We start from the raw sequence: 18,019 nt of genomic DNA on the forward strand, positions 1-18,019 counted from the left end.
GCAATACCGCCGCACGCTGAACGCCCCCCCCCCCCCCCCCCCCCCCCCCCCCCCCCCCCCCCCCCCCCCCTCTCCCCCCCCCCCCCCCCCCCGCCCCCCCACCCCCCCCTCCCCCCCCCCCCCCCCCCCCCCCCCCCCCCCCCCCACCCCTCATCCCGCGAACCGGGCGGTCCCGTGGTGACCACGGTCCCGCCCGGCCCGCCGAGCCCCTCGCTCCGACGGTTCAGGAGACCTGGTGCTCAGGTCGTCCTCGACGCCGGGACTCCCGTGGGGCGGAGGCGTCAGCCCTGGGCGATGCGCCGCTTGCGGACGGCCCACAGGATGCCGCCACCGGCCAGCAGCACCGCGACGGCGGCGCCGCCGATGATGGGCGTGGCCGACGACGAACCCGTCTCGGCCAGGTCCGGGGAGCTGGGGCTCGGGGCGGGCGTGGCCGCCGCGGACTCCGAAGGCTGCTCGCTGGGCGTGGCGCTGGGCTCGGGCGTCTCGGTGGAGGGGGTGCCCGGAGTCGACTCGGTCGGCGTCGGCTCGCTCGGGGCCGGCTCACTGGGGGTCGGCTCGCTCGGAGCCGGCTCGCTCGGGGTGGGCTGGCTGGGGGTCGGGGTGGGCTCCTCCCCCTCGCACACCTCGGCCGTCTTCTCGTCGTCGAACGAGTACCTGCCGCCCGGCGAGGCGTCCTTGACGACCAGTCGGACGGTCACCGGCTTGTCGTGCTCGGGAAGCGTCAGCTTCTTGTGGAACTCACGGCCGAACGTCTCGGTGGGGAGGATGTCCTTGCCGTCCACCGAGACGGTCACCGTGTTGGGGACATCGCTCGTGTACTGGATGAGGTCGATGCTCACCTCGGAGCAGGTCACGGCCCAGGTGGGTTTGTGAGCCGCGGCCGGACCGGCGGAGAGGATGCCTCCGGTCAGACCGACGACCGCGGCGGCCGCGAGAGTTCCCGCGCCACGCCACGATCTCCTGGGTATGCTCATGGGTTTCTTCCTCCAGATGGATCTCAACGCCTGAATGGCGGTGAGGCGCACAGTACTGCCCCCGCCCCATGGGTATGCAGCCGCCCCCGGCCTCTCGTCCGGCGCCCCAACTCCGGTCATTTCGCCGCCGTTTCCACAATGCGGGCAGGCGGGTCGCATCGCCGCTTCTGCCGGCTGCGGCCACGTGGCCAGGCGGTCACGCGGCCGACACCTGCCAGCCCCGGACGGGGCGGCCGCTCCTCACAGGCCCGGTGATCCGGAGCCCCCCAGGGCATGTGCGGGGCCGTGGGGGGGGCTCCGGTTCCGGGACTCACAGAGCCTTGTGCATGATGTGGAGTCCCACGTAACCCTTGGTCGGATGGTGGAAACCCTCCGGCAGGGTGCCGATCACCTCGAAGCCGATCGACCGGTACAGCCTGACCGCACGGACGTTGGTCTCGACCACCGCGTTGAACTGCATCGCCCGGAAGCCCTGGGCGCGAGCCCATTCCACCGAGTGGGCGCACAGGGCTCGTCCGACCCCGCGACCGGAGTGCGCGGGATCGACGAGGTAGGTGGCGCCGGCGATATGGGAGCCGTTGCCCAGGTGATTGCGGTTCATCTTCGCCGTGCCGAGCACCGCCCCGGCCTCGTCCACAGCGACGACCACCCGACTCGGGGCGGCCGCGAACCACCACCTCTCGCCTTCCTCCTCGCTGAGATCGACGGGATAGGTGAGCGTCTCTCCGGAGGCGATGATCGAATGGAAGAACGGCCAGATGGCGGGCCAGTCCCGCGGAGTCGCTTCTCTGATCAACATGGCGACAGCATGGGTGATCGGGTCGGCGGTCCGCACTGGCTTATCCGACGCCCCGTCCCCGCCATCCCAGCCTGGCCAGCACACGCCTGCCGGTCGGCCTCCTCCTCCGGATGGATCCGCGTGCCGCCGCCCGACGCGACGTCCCGGCGCACGCGTCCCCGACCGCCGGAGCCCCGCTGGACGTCGAACGACCGTCGGCTACGCGCCCGTCGGCGGACACAGCGCCACCGGCCGGTACGGGCTTCCGCCCGACCCCCGCGGTCGCGCTCCGCGCCGGGGACGGCCGCAGGGGCGGAGCGACCACCGACGTCGACGGCGGTGCGCTTGCGGGAGTCGGCTCGGTCGCCCGGGCCGGAGGGGGAGCCGCGACCCGCGCCGGCGGCGCGGGTCGCTCCGCATCCGCGGGGTGCGCCTGCGTGTCCCGCGCCGCCCACGGCGCCCGTTCGCCTCCCGGTCGCGGTGCGGGCCGGTCCTCGCGGGCCCGGTCCAACTCCAGGACCAGGTTGACCCGCCGCCACAGGATCTCGTCGGGGTCGTCGGCGTGCATCAGCTCCGCCATGGTCTCCCTCGCCGCCGTGGAGGCGGGGCGCCCGAAGACCGGCTCCGGTCGGGCCCGTACGAGACAGGCCCGTTCGTAGGGGTCCTCCACCACTTCCGCCAGTTGCACCCGGTCCAACGCCGATGCCTGGACAGCCGCCCGCGCCCACGGGTCCTCCGTACGGTTCAGCAGCCGCTCGACGCGCTGCGAGCGCCAGTTGCGCGCCCGCCAGTCGACACCCGCCTCCAGCATCGCGCGCATGTCCGGCGGCATCGTGCCGGCGAGAAGGTCGGGCTCCCGGACCGCGAACGCGGCGAGCTCGTCGGCGAGGTAGAGCCAGACCACCGCGCGATACCGATTCAGATAGAACGTGACCGGCGAGACGCACCCAGCGCGGGCCAGCCGGGTGAACCGGGCCGGAGCGATGCCGAGCAGCACGGCTCCCTCCGCCGTGCCGACGGTGCGGACCCGCTCCGCGAGACCGTCCGGGAATCCCGGCTCCTCGCGCAGGCGCGCGATCTCCTTCTCCTCCACCCGAGGCCGTCCGCCGCCCGGCACGACACGGACGGCGATCAACCGCAGGTGCACCGCCAACTCGAACTCGGCGCGCCGCAGTCCCAACTCCTGGGCCGCGCGCCCGGCAGCGACCGTCACCGGTACGCCGGGTGGTTCCGGGTCCGTCCCGGCGGCCCGCACGGCCGCCTCCTCGACCTGCCGACCGTCGAACCCGGCGTGACCGCGGCGTGCTTCCCTGACCGTCATGGCTGTCCTCCCCGTACGGATCGAATACTCTCCGTGATCACGGTAGTCCGAGGATGCCATCGCGCGTCAGCCCTGTGGACAACTCCTCGTCCACGCGACGACACGGCGGTGAGGAGGCGGCGGGTGCGGAGCCTTCCGATGTCGAAGCAGCAGGTCAGAGCGGTGTGCGGTCGGTCGGCGCGGAGCGGGCGCGACGTCAGAGGGGACCGGCGTCCTCCGGGTCGGTCTGGCGCACGGAGACGCCGAGGTGTTCGCCGACCCGGTTGACGAGCAAGGTCATCTCGTAGGCGACCTGGCCGACGTCGGCCTCGGCCGCGGTCAGCACGCACAGGCAACTGCCGTCCCCGGCGGCCGTCACGAAGAGCAGGGCTTCGTCGAACTCGACCATCGTCTGGCGGGCCCGCCCCACCCGGAAGTGGCGTCCCGACCCTCGGGCGAGGCTGTGCAACCCGGAGGACACCGCCGCCAGATGTTCGGCGTCCTCGCGCGCGAGACCGGTGCTGGCCCCGGTGACCAGTCCGTCGTTCGAGAGCACCAACGCGTGCCGTATGTGCTGCACCCTGCTGGTGAGATCGTCAAGGAGCCAGTCAAGTCCCCGGTCCAGCGCCATCAGCTCGTCCTCCCCGTACTTTCGTTCCCCGTGCCCCCCGCTACGCGCGTAAGCCTTGCGCACCGGTCTCCCAGGGGCAAGCGCCCCCCTCCGGCCGGGGCGCCGCTTCGCGCCATGCGGGCATCGGACCCAGGATGGGCGTATGGCACACCACATGACCGATGGAGAATGGCGGGCGTTCCTCTCCGAGGGGACCCGCACCGCGAAGGTCTCGACCGTGCGGGCCGACGGAAGCCCGCACGTCGCGCCGGTCTGGTTCCTTCTCGACGGCGACACGGTGGTCTTCAACACCGGCAAGGAGAGCGTGAAGGGACGCGACCTGGCGCGTGACGGCCGGGTCGCCCTCTGCGTGGACGACGAGCGGTCCCCGTACGCGTTCGCCATGGTGCGGGGACGTGCGGAACTGAGCGAGGACCCCGAGGAACTGCTGCGGTGGGCGACGCTGATCGCGGGGCGGTACGTGGAGGCCGGCGCCGCCGAGGAGTTCGGCAGGCGCAACGGGGTTCCGGGGGAACTGGTCGTGCGGGTGCGCATCGACGAGGTGGTGGCGATGGCCGATCTGGTCGGCTGAGCGGAACCCGCGCCCGACGCGCGGCCCGTAAGGCGGAGGCTGGGCCGCGTGCACGCGCCCGGCTCCTCGACCACACGGTTCGGGCCGTCGCGCCCGAGGTCCCGGTCGTGCGCGTCCTCCGGCGGGAACCGGAACGCTCCGTCCGGACGGGTTGGACGCCGGGTCCCCTGCCGGGACGGCGGTCGACGGCGACGACGCTGTGCACCTCTGCTCGAAGTGGCCGGCGACCGTCCCACCCCCCTCCCCCGCCTGAGGTGGGAAAGCCGGTCCGCGGCGACGGCTCTCGTGCACGGCTTGCCCTGCGGCAGCCGCACGCACGCGGTGGCGGATGCACCGGGGGCTCCGCGGCGGGCCCGGACAGATGACGGGGCGGGCCCGGACCGGTCGGAGGGTAGAGGGTATACGGCCGAAATGCATCGTCCCCGTCGTGCGGGTCCTGCCGTCCGCCCCGGTGGCGCCCTCCGGCCCCATCCGTCCCCTCCCCGCCCCGTGGAGCGGCCGGCTGCGCGATCATGCGGGTATGGCCGACGAGCACTCTGCCCGCATCCTGGACTTCTTCACTCCCCGAGCAGCCGACTGGGACAGCCGGTTCCCCGACGACGAGCCTGCCTACGCGTCCGCGGCCGGTCTGCTCGGACTGCGCCCCGGCGACGCCGTGCTCGACGCGGGCTGCGGCACGGGCCGGGCGTTGCCCGCCCTGCGTGCGGCGGTCGGACCGAAGGGCACGGTGCTGGGTGTCGACCTCACACCCGCCATGCTGGCGGCGGCGGTACGGGCGGGACGCGAGGACAGCGGGGCGCTGCTCCGCGCCGACGTCGCCCGGCTGCCCCTGCGGGACGGGGCGCTGGACGCGGTGTTCGGCGCCGGACTGATCTCCCATCTGCCTCACCCCGGCACCGCTATGGCGGAGCTCGCACGCGTGGTCCGTCCGGGCGGCGTGCTGGCCCTGTTCCACCCGATCGGTCGTGCCACGCTCGCCGCACGGCACGGTCGTCCCCTCTCCGAGGACGATCTGCGGGCAGAGCCCAGGCTGCGGGCCCTGCTCGCCGGAGCGGGGTGGCGGCTGGACTCCTACACCGACGAGGACGACCGCTACCTCGCCCTCGCTGTCCGCCGAGCCTGAGAGACGGCGGGCCGGAGCGAGGGCCCCTGCGTGGACGAGGTGCGCGTCAGCGGGGGACGTCCTCCGACCGGCCGGAGGGATGCCCGGTGGTCGAGCGTGCCGTGCCGCCCGACCACCGGGGCCCGGAGCGCCTGCGCGCCGGGCGCGTCCTGCGGTGCTCGGTAGGCCGCTGGGCCCGCGTGGGCGGGTGCGGCAGTCGTCGGAGCCCGCCGTACGGTGGCCGACGCCGCGGCAGTCCGGGGGCGCCCGCCGCCGGGCCGCGCTCGGCGCCGCACGGCTGGGGGCTTGCGTGCGGGTCGGGTCGGGGAGCGGGGCCCGGCGCGTGCGGGCAGGCTGGAGGAGGGAGTCACCGCTGAGCAGGGGCGACCGACGGCAACGCCGCTGACGTGCGTGCCGGGGCCCGCGAGCCCGGCCTGATCCGAACGCAGGACTCCAGGGGTGGCGCGGACGTGTCATGACCGCCGGTGGCCGGGGACCGGGCAGCCGCGGACGCCCGGTGTGGGGAACGTACCGAGCGCGGCGATCTCGTAGCCGTCCGGGTAGCCCTTGATCTCGGGATTCTGGCGCGCGTAGTGCGGCTTCCGCCGGGGCGGCAGGAGGCGGACGGCGCGCGCCCGCAGCCGCAGGGCGCCACGCGTCAGGCCGCGCGCCGCCCGGCTCGGACGGCGGTAGCGGAAGGCCCTGAGCAGGGAGTCGTCGAGGAGTGCGAGGCTCGCGCCGCGGACCACCGGGGCGAGCGGCGACGGATACCAGGACGCCATGAGCGCCAGCGTGGCGTCGGAGACCCGGCGGGCGCCTTCGTCCCAGCCGAAGTGCTCGAGCTCGTAGGCGTCGAGGGTGCGCTCGAAGTCCTCGAAGGTCAGGGGGACGTCCTTGATGCCCATCCGGACGCCGAGCGTGCGGTAATAGGCGGCGAACGCGCGCAGCTCGTGGTCACAGAGCCGTCGCCAGCCGTACGCGTCCAGCCAGCGTTTCGGGGTCACGACGAAGGTGCACAGGACGTAGCGCATGTCGTCGTTGCCGATGTCGTAGCTGCGGTGCATCTGGTTGATCCGGCGGATGGCCGTCCGGCCGTCCTCGCTGTCGAAACCGTGCTCCAGCACCGTGTCCAGCAGCAGGGCGGTGTCGTCGTACCGCTTCTGCGAGCGCTCCGTCAACTCGGCGGTCTCATCGAGGAGTCGGCCGATGCTGGGCACGGCGTAGGTGCGGTAGAGGGCCAGTTCGAGAGCGCGGGTGATGTCCCAGGGGAACTCATAGCTGACGGTGAGCCGATAGATCTGAAGGAAGTCCCGCTCCGGGTCGAGCCGCTGGATCTCCTTCAGCCGGTCATACCGATTCATCACGCTGCCCCCTCGTCCGGCCGGATGAACAACCTTATGCGGAACGCCGCGCCCAGTCCGGCTCTTCGGCGCCCTTCCACCCGGACGGGCCGGGTGGGGGCGGGTTCGGTCCTGGCCGCGCCTCCTGAGCGCACAGGTCGCTGAGCGGCCAGGGGGCGGGCAGAGCCGGGGACGCGGTCCGCTCGAAGGGCGGCCGGGCGATGAGGGTGTTCCGTGGTGTACGCGTGGCCGGCCCCTCGACCCCGTCGCAGCCGCGCGGGCCCGGAGCCTCGGCGGCCGCCCGTTCCTCGGGCGCGCCGAACGGGCCACGACGGACAGACGCGCTCCTCCACGGACGGTCCCAGGCGATCGCGGCGGGCAGTCCGGGTGTCAGCGCCTCCCGGCGCAGGGCGGCAGGTCCCGGCCCCCCGCCCGGCCGGGGGTCCGGCCTCGGCGTCCGTACGACGGACCCCGGACTTCCGCCTCGGCCACCACCGCCTTCGACCCGCGGGCCGTGGCGGGGCCGGGGTTCAGCGGCCGATCCGCTTGCGGTCGATCCGCCGGAGCCTGCGTCGCTGAGACGGGTCCAGCAGGAGGTACCCCGCGACGGGGACCCCGATCACGATCAGCAACGCCCACCAGAATCCGATCAGGGGCCACAGCACGGCTGCCGCGACGACACCGCCGATGGCGACCTTGGCACCGTTCGTCATGGTCCTCGCCTCCTTCGCGGCTTCCGCCGCTCCTGCTGGGTCAACGCGTCCGCACTCTGTTCCGTTCCCCCCGTCGGTCCGCCTCCCGCCCACCGGCCGGCCGGGGGCGGGCGGCGCGGTCGGGCGCATCAGCGCAGCGGTGCGCCGACCTCGTGCATGTGGGCGAGCGCCTGCCGGTAGGACTCGATCAGGCCGGTCTCCGTGTAGGGGATGCCGATGCTCGCACAGTGCGCCTTGACCAGCGGCTGGGCCCGGCGGAGGTGCGAGCGGGACATGCTCGGGAAGAGGTGGTGCTCGATCTGGTAGTTCAGCCCGCCCAGGAACCAGTCGGTCAGGACCCCGCCACGCACGTTGCGCGAGGTCAGGACCTGGCGCTGGAGGTGGCCCCAGCGGTCCCCGTCGGGGTCGGGCATCTCCATGCCCTTGTGGTTCGGGGCGAAGGCCATGCCCAGGTGCAGGCCGAACACCGCGTGCAGCACGAGCGCGAAGACGATCGCCCTGCCCGGAGACAGCGTGCTCAGCAGCAGGGCCGCGTACAGACCGCAGTGCGCGGTCAGCAGCAGGGCCGACAGGGCGCGCTCGCGGACGGGCTGGCGGCGCAGGAACCGGAATCCGTAGACCTTCAGCGCTATGCCTTCGAGCAGCAGCATCGGGAAGAACAACCGGGCTTGGTTCCGGGTCAGCCACCGGGCGCATCCCTCGCGCTGCGCCGCCTGCTTCTGGGTCCATACCAGGACTCCCACGCCGACGTCCGGGTCCTTGTCGACGTGATTGGGGTGGGCGTGGTGGCGCACGTGCTTGTCGTTCCACCACGCCTCGTTCATGCCGAGGAGCAGATTGGCGTGGACCAGGCCGATCAGTCTGTTCGTCCTCCGGTCGCCGGATGTCTGGGCGTGGCCCGCGTCGTGGGCGATGAAGGCCGTGCGGGCCCAGAGGACCGCCAGCGGCCCGGCGAGGAGGAGGCTCCACCAGGTGTCGCCCAGCAGGACGAAGCCGGTGACGACCGCGGCCAGAGCCGCCAGGTCGAGCGCGATGCCCAGCGCGTGGCGGCCTGTGGGGCGCTCAAGCAGCCCATGGGCCTTCACCGCGCGCAGCAGGGGCGCGAATTCGCTTCCGGCTCCAGCCGGTCGGGGACGGCCCGGCCTCGGGTCGCGGCTCGCGCCTCCTGGCGGACCGGTCGGAGAAGCGGCGGGGCTCGCTCCGGCCGCCGGGCCCGGCCGGGCCGCACCGCTCTCGTCGACGGGGTCGGCAACGGGGGCTGTCGCCTGGGGCATGGCGTCTCCGCTCTCTGGGGCATGTGCGCTGACCTCGTCGAACCTACGGATCAGGGGGTATGGGGGGCCATGGAGCCAACCCCCCGGCTCCGCCGGGGGCAGGCCCCCGCACCGGGCGGTGGTGCTGACCCCACCTGACCCGCGGACACCCGCGCCGGGTGACGCACAGCACACGCCTGGCCCGCCCGGAGCCTCAAGAAGTGGAGTATCCTCGGCGATCCCGCCCACTAGTCAAATTTGAGGAATCAGACATCGCTGCGCACAGGCACCCAGCGCCACCATCCTCCGAGATCGCGGGACTGGCCCGCTGTTCCGCCCTCTTCATCCCCGCGGATGCCGCCCGCACAGGTCGGATCGCCTTCTGGGACCCGGACGGCCGCCCCCTTCCCGACACCGGGGGGCGTACGTCGGACCTGGTCGTCGTCGGCTCCGATCTGAGACCCCGCACCGTTTCGGCCCTGCACCTCCCCGTACAGGACGCCCTGCCCGTGCTGACCCGGTCGCGCGCCGACGCCCAAGCCTCCCCTTCCACCGCCTTCTGGGGCGCCGCCGGGCTCCTGGCCCTCCAGTTCGTGGCGCGCGGGCTCCTGCTGCCGGGGTTGAGCCCCGCCGACCACGACGTCTGGCGGATCGGACCGCTGAACGCGGAGGACCTGGCACGCGTCCGGGAACTGGCGGCGTCGATGCCGCCGACCGCGCACGCCACGCCCCTCGCGGACGACGGCGGCAGCCGACCGGAGGCGACCGGTCCGGAGGGCCTCGGCGGCGAGCCGCTGCTGCCCGAACCGGAACGGCTGCTGCGGGCGTTCCTCGACGCGGTGGCCGACGCCCTGCCCCGTACCCCCGCCGCCCCCCTCGTCGCGGCAGGCCCCGCGTTCGCCGCCGGAGAGCCCCGGCGGCTGCCCGAGGCGCGCGCCTGGGCGGCCGACGTGGCGGCCGGCCACGACGCGGGCGTGCGGCTCTCGTTGCGCATCGAGGTCTCCGTCCCGGCCTCGACCGAAAGCCTTCCGCAGGCGGTGACCGCCCAAGGCCGTGCGGGCGGGGGCGCCGACGCGGGGCCGTCGTTCCGCGCCGTGCTGCAGATCCACAGCGTCAGCGACCCCTCGATGGTCGCCGACGCCGCGGAGGTGTGGGCCGGCGGTTCGCGGACCGCCGCCGCGTTCGGGCCGCGGGCCCGGATGGACGCCCTGCTGACCCTGCGGCGCGCCGCCCGCGCCTGGCCTCCACTGGCGCCGCTGCTCTCCGCGGCGGTGCCGGACTCCGTGGACCCCGCCGACGAGGAGATCGCCGAACTGCTGGGGCCCGCCTCCCGCGCCCTGGCCGCCGCCGGCGTGCAGGTGCACTGGCCCAAGGAGCTGGCCAGGAAGCTGACCGCGCGAGCGGTGATCGGTCCGGCCGGCTCGCCGGACGGGGAGGACGAGCGCACCGGGGCCGGTCGGCGGGGGCGTACCGAGGCGGACACCCCCTCGTTCCTGTCCGCCGACGCGCTGCTGGCGTTCGACTGGCGGTTCACGCTGGGCGACGAGGAGCTGACCCGGCAGGAGTTGGACCGGCTGGCCGAGTCCAGCAGGCCCATCGTCCGGTTGCGCGACCAGTGGGTGGTCATCGACCCGGAGGAGGCGCGCCGGGCGCGGGAGGCGCAGGACCGCAAGGTCACCCCCATCGACGCGCTGGGCGCGGTGCTGACGGGCTCCACGGAGGTGGACGGCCGCCGTGTGGAGGTGGAGGCGACCGGCTGGCTGCAGCGGCTGCGGGACCGGCTGGCCGACCCGGAGTCCGCCGCAGAGCAGTCGATCGGACAGCCCGAGGCGCTCACCGCGACGCTGCGCGACTACCAGCTCCGCGGACTCGACTGGCTGCACACCATGACCTCGCTCGGCCTGGGGGCCTGTCTCGCCGACGACATGGGCCTCGGCAAGACGATCACTCTCATCGCCCTGCATCTGCACCGGCGGAGCGACCCGGACACCGCCGGGCCGACGCTGGTGGTGTGCCCCACCTCGCTGATGGGCAACTGGCAGCGGGAGATCGAGAAGTTCGCCCCCGGCACCCCCGTCCGCCGCTTCCACGGCGCGTCGCGCTCCCTGGACGGTGTCGCGGACGGCGAGTTCGTGCTGACCACGTACGGCACGATGCGGCTGGACGCGCCCCGGCTGGCCGCCGCGCCCTGGGACATGGTCGTCATCGACGAGGCGCAGCACGTCAAGAACCCGCACTCGGCGACGGCGCGGCAACTGCGGACCATCAACGCCCGCGCCCGCGTCGCGCTCACCGGCACCCCGGTCGAGAACAACCTCTCCGAGCTGTGGGCGATCCTGGACTGGACGACCCCCGGCCTGCTCGGCCGGCTGAGCGCCTTCCGCAGTCGGTACGCCGCCGCGGTCGAGGGCGGGAGCGACCCGGCCGCCGCCGAGCGCCTGGCCGCGCTGGTGCGTCCGTTCCTGCTGCGCCGGCGCAAGTCCGATCCGGGGATCGCGCCCGAGCTGCCGCCGAAGACGGAGACCGACCGGGCGGTGTCGCTGACGGCGGAGCAGGCCGGTCTGTACGAGGCGGTGGTGCGCGAGACCCTGGCGGAGATCTCCGGGGCGGACGGGTTCGAGCGGCGCGGGCTGGTGATGAAGCTGCTGACGGCGCTGAAGCAGATCTGCAACCACCCCGCGCAGTACCTCAAGGAGGAGCGGCCCAGGATCACGGGCCGGTCGGGGAAGATCGAGCTGCTGGACGAACTGCTGGACACCATCCTGGCCGAGCGGGGCTCGGTGCTGGTGTTCACCCAGTACGTGCGGATGGCCCGGCTTCTGGAGGAGCACCTGGCCGCGCGCGGGGTGGCGACGCAGTTCCTCCACGGCGGTACGCCGGTGGCGCGGCGCGAGGAGATGGTGAACCGCTTCCAGGCGGGCGAGGCCCCGGTGTTCCTGCTCTCCCTGAAGGCGGCGGGGACCGGGCTGAACCTCACGCGGGCCGGTCATGTCGTCCACTTCGACCGCTGGTGGAACCCGGCGGTCGAGGCGCAGGCGACGGACCGAGCGTACCGGATCGGGCAGACCCAGCCCGTGCAGGTGCACCGGCTGATCGCCGAGGGCACCATCGAGGACCGGATCGCCGAGATGCTCGCCCGCAAGCAGGGGTTGGCGGACGCGGTGCTCGGCTCCGGCGAGGCGGCACTGACCGAACTGACCGATGCGGAACTGGCCGAGCTGGTCGAGCTGCGAGGGGGCGCACGATGAACGACGACTACGACGAGGCCGGGTACGGCGCGGACGCGGGATCGGCGCGGCAGGGGCGCGGCGGACCGGAGCGTACGTTCGCGGCGCTGCCTTCCGTACGCGGCCGGGGCTTCGCGTCCTCCTGGTGGGGCCGGGCCTGGCTGAAGGCCCTGGAGGACACGGCCCTGGACGGCGCACAGCTCAAGAAGGGGCGGCAGTTGGCCCGCGAGGGCGGGGTCGGCGCGGTCTCCGTGCGTCCGGGGCGCATCACGGCGGTGGTACGGGACCGGGACGGCACCGCCCACCGCAGCGACGTGCTGTTCCAGCAGCTCGGCGCGGCCGCGTGGGACCGGTTCCTGGACATGGCCGTGGAGCGGTCGGGGCACATCGCCGCACTGCTGGACCGGGAGATGCCGCCGCATCTGGTGGAGGACGCGGCGGCCGCCGGCGTCGATCTGCTGCCCGGCATCGGTGATCTGGAACCGGAGTGCACCTGCGATGCCTGGGACCACTGCCTGCACTCGGGGGCGCTGTGCTACCAGGTGGCGCGGTTGCTGGACGACGACCCGTTCGTCCTGCTGCTGATGCGGGGGCGCGACGAACGGCGGCTGCTGGACGAACTCCAGGCGCGCAGCGCCTCCCTCGCGGTCCGGGCGGGCGGGGGCGGGCCGCCGGGCGGCGACGGCGTCCACGAGGCGCTCGGCGTCCCGGCCGGGGAGGCGTTCGGCGCGGAGGGCATCCTGCCGCCGCTGCCCGCTCCCCCGCCGGCGCCCGCCGAACCGGGGGTCGCGCCGTCGCTGGACACCGACACCCCGCCGCCCGCCGGCGTCGACCCGGCGGCGCTGGAAGTGCTCGCCGCCGACAGCGCGGCGCGGGCCCACCGGATGCTGCTGGACGCCCTCGCTCCGGGCCATGCGGACCAACCGCTTCCGGCAGGGTTGACGGCGGGTCAGGACGCGGTGCGGCTGGCCGCGGACGCCGCCGCGCGGCCGTGGCTCACCGCCCGGCTGGCGGCGGGCTCCGGCCGCCGGCGCCCGGAGCTGGACGCGGCGGTCCGCGCCTGGCGGTACGGCGGGGTGGCCGCGCTCGCGGTGCTGGAGGAGGTCTGGGAGCCTGACGCGGACTCCCTGGCGCGGGCCCGCGCCCAGCTCGACGCGGCGTGGGAGGCGGACGAGCGGCCTTCGCTGCGTGCCGGCGGGCGCACCCGGTGGACCGTCGCGGGCGCCGGTCTCCAGCTCCGGTACGACCGGGACGGGAGGTGGTGGCCGTACCGCAAGGAGCAGGGCCGCTGGGCGCCCGCGGGGCCGGCGGACGGGGACCCGGCGGGCGCGCTGGCGGCGGCCGGTGGCGCCGAGCCGGACGGGGGGCCCGAGAGCGCGTAGGAGGGCTGCGGCCCGTCGTCGGGCGGACGGGCCGGACGCGGCCCCCGGCCGTGGTCCGTCCGCGGGAGAAGGAGGCCGCCTCCCGCTCCACCCGTCCCAGGCCCGGCCGCCGGACACGACGACCGCCTTCCGGGCGCGGTTCGCCCGGACCGGGACGCCGAACGGGCCCGGCCTCCCCGCACGGCCCCGACGCGCGCCCGCGGACGGCGTCCCGTACGCCCAGTCTCCGCCGCCGGACGCCTTCGGGCCCGCCGACCACGCCCGCCGGCACCGGCTCGGCCTCCGGCATCGCCTGCCGTGACCGGGGCACGGCGGGCGATGCCGGCGAACGGCCCGCACGGACCGGAGCCGAGTCGGGTCGCCCGCCCGAGGAGGAGCCGCGCCCGTGACCGCTGCGGATCAGCGTCACGCACGACCGGGGAGTCCTCGAGGAGGCCGCCGGGCGGGACGTCACGGTGCACACGCTGCCGTACGACGCGGTCACCGCCTCCGCCGGGGGTTTCCGCTGCTCGCACCACCCGCTCGTCCGGGAGCTGTGAGCCGCGGGGACCCTCCTGCGGGCTGCGGGCGCCGCGCGGGGAGGGCCCTCTCACTCCAACGGCCCCTTGCGGTCCTCCCGCGGGCCGCAGGCCGCCGCTTCGCCTCCGGGGCACGGGTGGGCGCCGAGGCAGGCACACAGGGGCGTTCCTCCGCCGCGCGAGGAGGCGCACGCACGGCGGCCCCGCGGACGCGTCGGGCGGGTCCGCGCGGTGAGCCGCCGTCACCATGCCCCCGCGCGGGGCGGAGTGTTCGGGGCACGGAGTGCCAGGGGCGGTCGAGGGGCGCCGGGTCCTTCCGCCGGGACGGTCTGTACGCTGTGCGGGTTGCCGCACGCGCAGCGTCACCCGCACCATGGAGGTCACGTCCGGGGGGCGACTGGTCCGGCCTGGCGGCCGGGGACGGAAAGGGTGCCGAGCATGGTGAGGTATTTCGAGAACGGTACCGGCGACCTCGTCCCCGACGCGCTGACCGGTTTCGCCCGCGCTCACGCCGACCTCGTGGCGTACGACCCCGTCGAGGGGTACGTCACCGCCCGGCACGCCGCACCGGCCCGGCGGGTGGGCCTGCTGTCGGGCGGCGGATCCGGTCATGAGCCCCTGCACGTGGGGTACGTGGGGGCGGGCATGTTGGACGCGGCCTGCCCCGGCCGCGTCTTCGCCTCCCCGCACAACCGGCAGATATTCCGCGCCTCCCGCGCGGTCGCCGGACCGGGAGGCGTGCTGCACATAGTGAAGAACTACACGGGCGACCGGATCAACTTCGGCATCGCCGCCGAACGGCTCGCCGACGCCGGAATCGCCTGCGCACGGGTGCTGATCGACGACGACCTCGCCTCCGACTCCGCGGGGATCGCCTCCGGTCGGCGCGGCACCGGCGCGACGGTGCTGGTGGAGAAGGTTCTGGGCGCGGCCGCCGACTCCGGGATGGGGTTGGCCGAACTGGCGGAGCTGGGCGCGGCCGTGACCGCCCGGTGCCGCACCCTGGCGGCCGCCTCCGCCGCCCACCACGCGCCCGCCAGCGGCGAGCCGGCCTTCACCCTGGCGCCCGGCGTGCTGGAGTACGGCGTCGGCATCCACGGCGAGCGCGCCGAGCACACCCGTGACCAGGCGGACGTCCGCGCGCTGGTGGAGGACATGGCGGGCGCGCTGCTGGACGCGCTGGCCCCCGGCCCCGACGAACCGGTCGTCGCCCTGGTCAACGGGCTGGGCTCGGTCACGGCGCTGGAGCTGTACGGCATCTTCGGGGAACTGGGCCGGTTCCTCGACGCCCGGCGCGTGCACCTGGCCCGGCACCTGGTCGGCGACTACGTCACGGCGCTCGACATGCGGGGCTTCTCCCTGACGCTGATGGTCGCCGACCCGGCCGTGCTCCGCTTCTACGACGCACCGGTGCGCACCCCCGCCCTGCGGTGGTGACCGGTCGGCGGGCCGGGCCCGCCGACCCCCCGCCGGGCCCGTACGCACCGCCGCACGCGGGCCCCCACCGGAGACCGGGCGGTTGAGCCGGTTCCGGCAGACCGCGACACGAGCAGCAGGAGGGCACCATGACGAGCGCCGCTTTCGACGGCACCCAGACCCGCGACTGGCTGCGCCGGTTCGCCGAGTCGGTGTACGCCACCGAGGCCGAGTTGACCGCCCTCGACCAGCAGGCGGGCGACGGCGACTTCGGGACCAACCTCGCCGCCGGCGTCCGAGCCGCCGAGCGGCTGTTCGGGGAGGAGGCGCGGCCGGGGCCGGCCGAGGCGCTGGGCGCCTTGGCCACCGCCTTCCTCGACGAGATAGGAGGGACCAGCGGCCCCCTGTTCGGCCTGCTCTTCCAGGCGTTGGGCAGGGCCGCCGGCGAGGCGGCCGGCCTGACGACGGAGGCGCTCGCCGAGGGCGCCGCCGAGGGCCTGGCCGCGATACGCCGCGTCGGGGACGCCGCGCCCGGCGACAAGACCCTGGTGGACGCGTTGGCGCCGGCCGCCGACGCGCTGCGGGCGGCGGTCGGCACGCCGCCCGCGGCGGCTCTGGCCTCGGCGGCGGACGGGGCCTGGCAGGGCGTGCGGCAGACCGCCTCCCTGTCCGCGCGGATGGGCCGGGCCAGCTACCTGGGCGAACGGGCCACGGGCATCCCGGACCCCGGAGCCGTCGGCGTCGCCCTCTTCTTCGCCTCCGCCGCCGGGACGGTGGAGACCCTGGCGCCCGAACTGCCGACCGCCTGACCTCGGGCGCGCCCGGCCGGACGGTCGCGCCCGCCCGGCCGGGCCGGGGCGTCCTACGGGCCGATCCGGTTGCGCGCCCATGCCGTCAGGTCGCGGTCGGCGAGGCTGGTGACCCACAGGTCCGCCCGGTCCGCGTCGGGGCCCGGCGGCCGCGCCCCGAGGCCGAGGACGCGGAGCCCGGCCCGGCGGGCCGACTCCATGCCGGTGAGCGAGTCCTCCACGGCCAGGGCCTCCTCGGGCGGTACGCCGCAGAGCCGTGCGGCGACGCGGTAGACGTCCGGCTCGGGCTTGGGCCGTACGCTTGCGCCGGCGACCACGATGTGGCTGAAGCAGCCCAGCAGCCCGGCGCGGTCGAGGCACGACTCCACCATCTCCCGCGGGCAGTTGCTCGCCACCGCGAGCGGACGGTGGCGGGCGGTCATCCGCACCAGGGCGGCGGCCCCCGGCATGGTCACCGGGTCCTCGTCGACCAGGCTGGTGAAGGTGGAGAGGAGTCTGTCCGTGAGGTCTTCCACGAGGTCGGGTTTTCCGGTCTCCTCGGCCATGAGCGCACCGCAATCGGTGTAGTGCACCCCCTTGGCGCGGTCGGCGAAGCCGGGCGGAGGTTTGAGGCCGAAAGCCTGGAAAGTGATGTTCCGGGCCTCCTGCCAGTGCCTTTCGGTGTCCATCAGGGTGCCGTCACAGTCGAAGACGATGGCGGACGGAGACCACGCAAGAATGCGATGAGCTGTCATGTAGCTGCCGTTCTCGGAGACTGCGCCGACCGGTTCGGGGCGCAGGCGGGCCGGGGTGGGGGTGACCCACTCGCGGAGATGAGCGGGAACGAGCGATGTCGCACGGGGGCCGCGGCCACGGGAACCTGACTGATCGTCCCGAGGGCGCGCCGTGACGGGCTCAGGCGACCACGTCCGGCCGAGCCAGAAACATCGTGGTCATTACGTTAATTCTGGCTCTCCGATTTCCGCAATCACCAATTCGAGTGCATGGGAAAAGGCCGGCCGGCGGCGCCCGCGCGCCGCGGAGAGGACGCGAAAAGAAGGGAGTGTTCCGCGAGAACGCGCAACGGGCCTGGTGAAAGGCGGTGGGGACGGTCCGCCGGACGTCGGCGCGAGCCGTGGCCCCCAGTCGAACAAAACGATTCTTCGATCGGGTGACGGGAAGCGGACGCCCTCCCCCGCCCACGCGAATGGCCCAAGAATAATAGGATCTTCGCGCCACGCGACCGCGCCTTCCTCCGGGGAAGGCCGGATGCTTTCCGCCGCAGGGGCACATCCGAGCGAAAGGGGAACTGACATGCAGGACCGGGCGCGCGCCACCCGCAGAATGCTGCTGGAGTCGGCAGCACATCTTTTTGTCGAACGGGGATATACGGGAACGAGTATCAATGACATAAGTGATCACTCGGGCAAGACCAGCGGCGCCATTTATTTCCATTACTCCAGCAAGGAGAGGCTGGCCCTGGCCGTGGTCGGTGAGCAGTTCGCCACCTGGCCGCAGCTCGCCCCCCACTACGCCGCGCCCGGCGTCCCTCCGCTGGAGAAGCTCGTCGCCCTCAGCTTCAAGGTCGCGCGCTCCCTCGACGAGGACGTGGTGGCGCGTGCGGGCGCGCGGCTGTGGTCGGAGCGGCGGGCCATCGCCGCCGCCGTGCCGACGCCGTTCGACGCCTGGTCGCTGGCGGCCACCCGGTTGCTCGCCCAGGCGCGCACGCGCGGCGAACTCGCCGAAGGGGTGCGGCCGTCGACGGCGGCCGTGGCTCTGGTGTGCGCCTTCTTCGGCCTCTGCACGCTCACCGACGAGCTGCCGGGCCGGCGGGACTGGAGGGAGCGGCTTGAGGCGTGGTGGCTGCTGGTGCTGAGCACCCTGCAGGCCGACCCGGACCCGCGCGCCCTGCTCGCGCGCGCCCGAGCGCGCGTCCCGGCCCGGCCGTGACCGACGCCCCGTCAGGGCCGGGCCGGGGCCGGGGCCGGCGGCCTCGGCCGGGGGCGGTGCGTGGGGACGAGGG

General features: G+C 74.5%; 15 protein-coding genes. 7 read left to right on the top strand and 8 right to left on the bottom strand.

The window, feature by feature from the left end; translation table 11 throughout:
• Nucleotides 1–281: 281 nt before the first annotated feature.
• The 4 genes from ACZ6EJ_RS24760 to ACZ6EJ_RS24775 form a co-directional block, all read right to left on the bottom strand.
• Entirely contained in the window at nt 282–977 is a 696-nt protein-coding gene (locus tag ACZ6EJ_RS24760; protein WP_469270107.1) for an LAETG motif-containing sortase-dependent surface protein, read from the bottom strand.
• 310 nt (nt 978–1,287) lie between these two features.
• A complete protein-coding gene (locus ACZ6EJ_RS24765; RefSeq protein WP_469270109.1) occupies nt 1,288–1,776 on the bottom strand; it encodes a GNAT family N-acetyltransferase in 489 nt (162 codons plus the stop codon).
• 40 nt (nt 1,777–1,816) lie between these two features.
• Complete coding sequence (locus ACZ6EJ_RS24770) at nt 1,817–3,076, bottom strand: DUF6397 family protein (RefSeq protein WP_469270111.1); 1,260 nt, start codon at nt 3,074–3,076, stop codon at nt 1,817–1,819.
• A gap of 196 nt (nt 3,077–3,272) precedes the next feature.
• Nucleotides 3,273–3,686, bottom strand: coding sequence for a roadblock/LC7 domain-containing protein (locus ACZ6EJ_RS24775; protein WP_469270112.1), 414 nt, complete (start codon nt 3,684–3,686; stop codon nt 3,273–3,275).
• 142 nt (nt 3,687–3,828) lie between these two features.
• Between ACZ6EJ_RS24775 and ACZ6EJ_RS24780 the strand changes: the two genes are divergently transcribed.
• Together ACZ6EJ_RS24780 and ACZ6EJ_RS24785 are read left to right on the top strand one after the other, a co-directional pair.
• Entirely contained in the window at nt 3,829–4,257 is a 429-nt protein-coding gene (locus ACZ6EJ_RS24780) for a PPOX class F420-dependent oxidoreductase (RefSeq protein WP_469270113.1), read from the top strand.
• 520 nt (nt 4,258–4,777) lie between these two features.
• Nucleotides 4,778–5,380, top strand: a complete 603-nt coding sequence (locus ACZ6EJ_RS24785; RefSeq protein WP_469270114.1) for a class I SAM-dependent methyltransferase — start codon at nt 4,778–4,780, stop codon at nt 5,378–5,380.
• 452 nt (nt 5,381–5,832) lie between these two features.
• Here the strand turns inward: ACZ6EJ_RS24785 and ACZ6EJ_RS24790 are convergent, their stop codons facing one another.
• From ACZ6EJ_RS24790 to ACZ6EJ_RS24800, 3 genes are all read right to left on the bottom strand, one after another.
• Nucleotides 5,833–6,723: an oxygenase MpaB family protein gene (locus ACZ6EJ_RS24790; protein WP_469270116.1), complete on the bottom strand. Its 891-nt coding sequence runs from the start codon at nt 6,721–6,723 to the stop codon at nt 5,833–5,835.
• A gap of 506 nt (nt 6,724–7,229) precedes the next feature.
• Nucleotides 7,230–7,412: a hypothetical protein gene (locus ACZ6EJ_RS24795; RefSeq protein WP_469270117.1), complete on the bottom strand. Its 183-nt coding sequence runs from the start codon at nt 7,410–7,412 to the stop codon at nt 7,230–7,232.
• A gap of 128 nt (nt 7,413–7,540) precedes the next feature.
• Nucleotides 7,541–8,686 carry a fatty acid desaturase family protein gene (locus ACZ6EJ_RS24800; protein ID WP_469270119.1) on the bottom strand — a complete coding sequence of 382 codons (1,146 nt, stop codon included), beginning with the start codon at nt 8,684–8,686 and terminating at the stop codon, nt 7,541–7,543.
• Nucleotides 8,687–8,937: 251 nt separating this feature from the next.
• On the opposite strand from ACZ6EJ_RS24800, the gene ACZ6EJ_RS24805 reads away from it, so the two are divergent.
• The 4 genes from ACZ6EJ_RS24805 to dhaL all read left to right on the top strand — a co-directional run bounded on the left by ACZ6EJ_RS24805 (nt 8,938) and on the right by dhaL (nt 16,017).
• Nucleotides 8,938–11,913: a DEAD/DEAH box helicase gene (locus tag ACZ6EJ_RS24805; RefSeq protein WP_469270141.1), complete on the top strand. Its 2,976-nt coding sequence runs from the start codon at nt 8,938–8,940 to the stop codon at nt 11,911–11,913.
• The gene (locus ACZ6EJ_RS24810) at nt 11,910–13,274 is read left to right on the top strand and encodes an SWF or SNF family helicase (RefSeq protein ID WP_469270121.1); all 1,365 of its coding nucleotides are present in this window, start codon (nt 11,910–11,912) and stop codon (nt 13,272–13,274) included. Before ACZ6EJ_RS24805 ends, ACZ6EJ_RS24810 begins: the two co-directional genes overlap by 4 nt.
• Nucleotides 13,275–14,230: 956 nt before the next feature.
• Nucleotides 14,231–15,229, top strand: a complete 999-nt coding sequence (locus ACZ6EJ_RS24815) for a dihydroxyacetone kinase subunit DhaK (protein WP_469270123.1) — start codon at nt 14,231–14,233, stop codon at nt 15,227–15,229.
• Between the two features lie 128 nt (nt 15,230–15,357).
• Nucleotides 15,358–16,017, top strand: coding sequence for a dihydroxyacetone kinase subunit DhaL (gene dhaL, locus ACZ6EJ_RS24820; RefSeq protein WP_469270125.1), 660 nt, complete (start codon nt 15,358–15,360; stop codon nt 16,015–16,017).
• A 53-nt stretch (nt 16,018–16,070) separates the two neighbouring features.
• On the opposite strand, the gene ACZ6EJ_RS24825 is transcribed toward dhaL, so the two are convergent.
• On the bottom strand, nt 16,071–16,751 hold the full coding sequence (locus ACZ6EJ_RS24825) for an HAD family hydrolase (RefSeq protein WP_469270127.1): 681 nt from the start codon (nt 16,749–16,751) through the stop codon (nt 16,071–16,073).
• A gap of 559 nt (nt 16,752–17,310) precedes the next feature.
• Between ACZ6EJ_RS24825 and ACZ6EJ_RS24830 the strand changes: the two genes are divergently transcribed.
• Nucleotides 17,311–17,946, top strand: coding sequence for a ScbR family autoregulator-binding transcription factor (locus ACZ6EJ_RS24830; protein WP_469270128.1), 636 nt, complete (start codon nt 17,311–17,313; stop codon nt 17,944–17,946).
• The last annotated feature ends 73 nt before the right edge of the window (nt 17,947–18,019 follow it).

Source organism: Streptomyces sp. NPDC041970 (genome assembly GCF_055588985.1).

Excerpts from the sequence above, each read along its gene's own strand:
- ACZ6EJ_RS24825 (WP_469270127.1), bottom strand. The coding sequence starts at position 16,751 with ATGACAGCTCATCGCATTCTTGCGTGGTCTCCGTCCGCCATCGTCTTC.
- ACZ6EJ_RS24830 (WP_469270128.1), top strand. The coding sequence starts at position 17,311 with ATGCAGGACCGGGCGCGCGCCACCCGCAGAATGCTGCTGGAGTCGGCA.
- ACZ6EJ_RS24810 (WP_469270121.1), top strand. The coding sequence starts at position 11,910 with ATGAACGACGACTACGACGAGGCCGGGTACGGCGCGGACGCGGGATCG.
- ACZ6EJ_RS24765 (WP_469270109.1), bottom strand. The coding sequence starts at position 1,776 with ATGTTGATCAGAGAAGCGACTCCGCGGGACTGGCCCGCCATCTGGCCG.
- ACZ6EJ_RS24795 (WP_469270117.1), bottom strand. The coding sequence starts at position 7,412 with ATGACGAACGGTGCCAAGGTCGCCATCGGCGGTGTCGTCGCGGCAGCC.
- dhaL (WP_469270125.1), top strand. The coding sequence starts at position 15,358 with ATGACGAGCGCCGCTTTCGACGGCACCCAGACCCGCGACTGGCTGCGC.
- ACZ6EJ_RS24785 (WP_469270114.1), top strand. The coding sequence starts at position 4,778 with ATGGCCGACGAGCACTCTGCCCGCATCCTGGACTTCTTCACTCCCCGA.
- ACZ6EJ_RS24775 (WP_469270112.1), bottom strand. The coding sequence starts at position 3,686 with ATGGCGCTGGACCGGGGACTTGACTGGCTCCTTGACGATCTCACCAGC.
- ACZ6EJ_RS24780 (WP_469270113.1), top strand. The coding sequence starts at position 3,829 with ATGGCACACCACATGACCGATGGAGAATGGCGGGCGTTCCTCTCCGAG.
- ACZ6EJ_RS24800 (WP_469270119.1), bottom strand. The coding sequence starts at position 8,686 with ATGCCCCAGGCGACAGCCCCCGTTGCCGACCCCGTCGACGAGAGCGGT.
- ACZ6EJ_RS24770 (WP_469270111.1), bottom strand. The coding sequence starts at position 3,076 with ATGACGGTCAGGGAAGCACGCCGCGGTCACGCCGGGTTCGACGGTCGG.
- ACZ6EJ_RS24760 (WP_469270107.1), bottom strand. The coding sequence starts at position 977 with ATGAGCATACCCAGGAGATCGTGGCGTGGCGCGGGAACTCTCGCGGCC.
- ACZ6EJ_RS24815 (WP_469270123.1), top strand. The coding sequence starts at position 14,231 with ATGGTGAGGTATTTCGAGAACGGTACCGGCGACCTCGTCCCCGACGCG.